This window comes from Streptococcus sp. DD11, from assembly GCF_001578865.1.
GTDB classification, from domain to species: Bacteria; Bacillota; Bacilli; order Lactobacillales; family Streptococcaceae; genus Streptococcus; species Streptococcus panodentis.
In genome coordinates this window covers 501,377-504,957 of the sequence record NZ_KQ969393.1, presented here as the reverse complement: position 1 = coordinate 504,957, position 3,581 = coordinate 501,377, and the positions used below count along the sequence as shown (strand labels likewise).

The window sequence follows — 3,581 nt, the reverse complement described above, 5'->3', positions numbered from 1 at the left end:
GAAGCCAGCTCCCGGCTATAGGAGTCTGCCTTGCCTTCTTCGTCAAAGACAAAGGTGTCGCCGGCATAAACCTCCCCCAAATCATGGATGAGCAGCATGGTCGTGACCCTCTCCAAAAGATCAAGCTCTCGGGTACATACTCCTGCAACACCATCGCTAGAAGGGCACACTGCCAGCTATGCTCTGCCGAATTCTCAAAACGGTAGGCATCCAAGGTCCGATTGGTCCTATGAGTGGCTTTGAGCTTTTCCAGCTCATTGGCAAAATCCAGCTGCTGCAAACGTTCAAGCATGAGAGACTCCTCGAAACTTTCTATGTTCAATCTGACGGTACAAAAGGCAGAAAAGGGAGAATTGCCTACTCTTTTAAAGCTCCTGTATGGTCAGAGCTTCGGTTTGCTCCGGCAGTCGGGGAACTTGTTTGTGACTGTGGATAGGGCAAGCCTATCTTGACTGCAGCTGTCATTTCCTAGCGGCAGCTTTTTCTGCCAGCTCCCAACCATGCTCTAGGCATTTCGCTGTCTAGAGTTTTGAGTATGAATCAGCAGAAAAGGCATTGAGCGGAAGCAGCCACAAGCTATGAGAAGCTATCCCATGAAGAGCTGTTATTTAAGCAATTCCTGCACAGGATCAAAGATGATGCGCTCGATGTCGGATAGGTAGATGGACAGCTGCTGCTGCTTGTTAAAGAATTCCGACAGGAGGGCATTGTCCTGAATTTTTTGACCGAAGGAAGTCAGCTTGTCCTGCACTTCCTTGCTGGGCACTTGGCCGCTCTGGGCCAGCTGCTGCAGTTCATGCTGAAAGGCCAGATAATCATCAAAAATCGCCTTGGCTTCACTGTCTGCATCCACTTCTTTCTTGCTGTCGACAACCGCCTGGTATTCGGGCAGGTCGCGCAGGCTGCGGCTGAGTTCATTAGCTAAATCATAAATGTTGGACATCAATTTTCTCCATTCTATTCATCTAAAAATACCTGATAGTCAGTATTTTCTCTTACTATTTTAGCAGATTTTTCCAAATCTTCACGATTTTTAAAGGTGATTTGCAAAATTCCGTTGATATCTTCACGGTTTTCCTCGTTAATGCGGATATTGACCACTGAGGTCCCCCGCAGCAATTCCAGAATGCCCAAGATTGCATCTTCTTCGTCAGGAACATTGATAAAAATGTCATAAAAACTGTCTACACCGGCCCGTTTATGAATTTCCATCTGTTTGCGGACACGGCGGCCCTCTTCAAAGAAATTCCAAATTCTATCCTGATCTTTGCTCCTGAGAGCGTCTGCTACCCTGTCCAGATGCTCCTTGAAATCTTCAAGCCGCTCTAAGATTGGCTCAGGATTCGTCAGCAGGATAGAGGTCCACATACCTGGCTCGCTCTCTGCAATCCGGGTCATATCCCGAAAACCGCCGGCCGCAAAGGACTGGGTCAGTGCATGCTCCTGGCTGTAGGCGGCTGCCTGCTCCATCAGACTGGAAGCCAAGATGTGAGGAAAATGGCTGACCTGACTGGTGACTCGGTCATGCTCCGCTGCATCGATCTCAATAAAGCGGGCGTGAAGACCAGACAGGAGATCCTGCAGTTCTTCCGTCGTGCCGGGCTTGGTCAGGCTGGACGGTGTAAAGATATAATAGGCATTCTCAAAGAGATTGACATCAGCTGAAGCCGCACCTGTCTTATGGCTGCCGGCCATAGGGTGGGCACCGACAAATCGAACCGGCCTGGCCTGCAGGAAGTCTTCCGCCGCAGCGACAATCTCCGCCTTGGTGGATCCGGCATCAGAAATAAGGACATTTTCCTTCAAATCCAGACCGGCCAGCTCCCTGATAAAGTCAATGGTCTGCTGGATGGGGACAGCCAGAATAATGACATCTGCCAAAGGGGCCCAGGCCACAAAATCAGCCGTCGCTCCATCCACCATCCCCCTCTCCAGAGCAATCCTGCGTGACTCCTCACTGCGATTATAGCCCAGAATTTCTACTTCTGGATGGTCACGCCGGATGCCCAGAGCCAGTGAGGCGCCAATCAGCCCTAATCCTGCAATATAGACCCGTTTTTTCTCCATGCTTGCTCCTTGCTCATCAGCTCTAAAATCCCTTGGCATAAGCCCGGTGCTGGGCCACTGCTGCCTGCAGTTCCTCTAAATTGTCAGAGGAGAATTTTTCCAGCACTTCTGCCGCCAGAACCGTCGCCACAACGCTTTCCATCACGACAGCCGCAGCTGGCAGAGCCGTTGGATCGCTCCGCTCCACCGTTGCCTTGTAAGACTCGTGGCTCTCAATATCCACGCTCATCAGCGGCTTGTAAAGAGTCGGAATCGGCTTCATCACCCCGCGCACGACAATCGGTTCACCATTGGTCATCCCGCCTTCAAAGCCGCCCAGATTATTTGTCCGGCGGGTAAAGCCGTCAGCTTCAGACCAGAGGATTTCATCCATGACCTGACTGCCTTTGAGCCGGCCGGCTTCAAAACCGACACCGAATTCAACCCCTTTGAAAGCATTGATGGACACCACCCCTTGAGCGATTTTGGCATCCAGTTTTCTGTCCCAATGGACAAAAGAGCCCAGGCCTGCCGGCACACCGCCGACAATGGTCTCAATGATACCGCCGATTGTATCGCCGTCCTTCTTGATTTGGTCAATATAAGCCTTGATGTCCTGCTCTTTTTCAGGATTGACAATGGAAACTTCCGACCGGCCGGCCCTTTCCTTGATTTGGGACACTGTCAGATTTTCAGGTACGTCAATGTCAATGCCGCCAAAGGTGACAATATGACTGGCCACTTCGACGCCGATTTCTTCCAGCAGCCGTTTCGCAACAGCCCCCACTGCCACCCGCATCGTTGTTTCGCGGGCAGAGGACCGCTCCAGAGAATTGCGCAGATCGCTAAAGCGGTACTTGATGCCGCCGACCAGATCCGCATGGCCAGGCCGCGGCTTGGTAATCTTACGCAGGCCTTTTTTCTTCTCCTCCACATCAGCCGCATTCATGATGTCCAGCCATTTCTGATGATCCAGATTGGTGACATGGAGAGTAATGGGACCGCCCATGGTCAGACCATGGCGCACACCAGAGGTAATCTCTACCTGATCGCTCTCAATCTTCATGCGGGCACCGCGGCCGTAGCCGCCCTGCCGGCGTTTCAGCTCTGCATTGATGTAGTCTGCTGTCAGAGGCAGGCCTGCCGGCACACCTTCAATAATGGCGGTCAGACGCGGTCCGTGTGACTCGCCGGCCGTTAAATATCTCATAATCATTTCCTATCTATCCTTTTGCAAATCAGCGGCAGCGCTGACTGTCCGCCTCATACTCTTTGAAAATCCAAGGCGGCATTTCCTTACGGAGGTTTTGAGCTGTCTTCAATCTCTTTGACGAAGACAGCTGACACAAACTGCTCTTGCTTTGTCTGCAGCCGGCAGTGGAGGCTGAGACAAAAGTCCTTCAGTCTCGCTTTGTTTTGGAAAAAAACTCTTGACGCGGTAGCTGATTGCTCAAAAGCTCCAGTGGAGGTTTTGAGGTTATAGATAAAGCTTCCGATAGGAAGCAACAAAAGCACTGCTTTGAGGTTATGGATGA

At 51.4% G+C, this 3,581-nt stretch carries 4 protein-coding genes and 1 pseudogene; all 5 read right to left on the bottom strand.

Annotation, left to right across the window (positions count from 1 at the left end):
- On the bottom strand, positions 1–98 hold a 98-nt coding region (locus STRDD11_RS14890), incomplete at its 3' end, for an HD domain-containing protein (RefSeq protein ID WP_277592709.1).
- Positions 99–185: 87 nt separating this feature from the next.
- Positions 186–292: pseudogene (locus STRDD11_RS14885) on the bottom strand (HD domain-containing protein); the annotation flags it as partial.
- Between the two features lie 312 nt (positions 293–604).
- A complete protein-coding gene (locus STRDD11_RS05705) occupies positions 605–943 on the bottom strand; it encodes a YlbF/YmcA family competence regulator (RefSeq protein WP_128836194.1) in 339 nt (112 codons plus the stop codon).
- Positions 944–957: 14 nt separating this feature from the next.
- Entirely contained in the window at positions 958–2,067 is a 1,110-nt protein-coding gene (locus STRDD11_RS05700; RefSeq protein ID WP_128836192.1) for a prephenate dehydrogenase, read from the bottom strand.
- Positions 2,068–2,089: 22 nt separating this feature from the next.
- The gene (gene aroC, locus STRDD11_RS05695; RefSeq protein WP_128836190.1) at positions 2,090–3,256 is read right to left on the bottom strand and encodes a chorismate synthase; all 1,167 of its coding nucleotides are present in this window, start codon (positions 3,254–3,256) and stop codon (positions 2,090–2,092) included.
- Between the last annotated feature and the right edge of the window lie 325 nt (positions 3,257–3,581).

Excerpts from the sequence above, each read along its gene's own strand:
- STRDD11_RS05705 (WP_128836194.1), bottom strand. The coding sequence starts at position 943 with ATGTCCAACATTTATGATTTAGCTAATGAACTCAGCCGCAGCCTGCGC.
- STRDD11_RS05700 (WP_128836192.1), bottom strand. The coding sequence starts at position 2,067 with ATGGAGAAAAAACGGGTCTATATTGCAGGATTAGGGCTGATTGGCGCC.
- aroC (WP_128836190.1), bottom strand. The coding sequence starts at position 3,256 with ATGAGATATTTAACGGCCGGCGAGTCACACGGACCGCGTCTGACCGCC.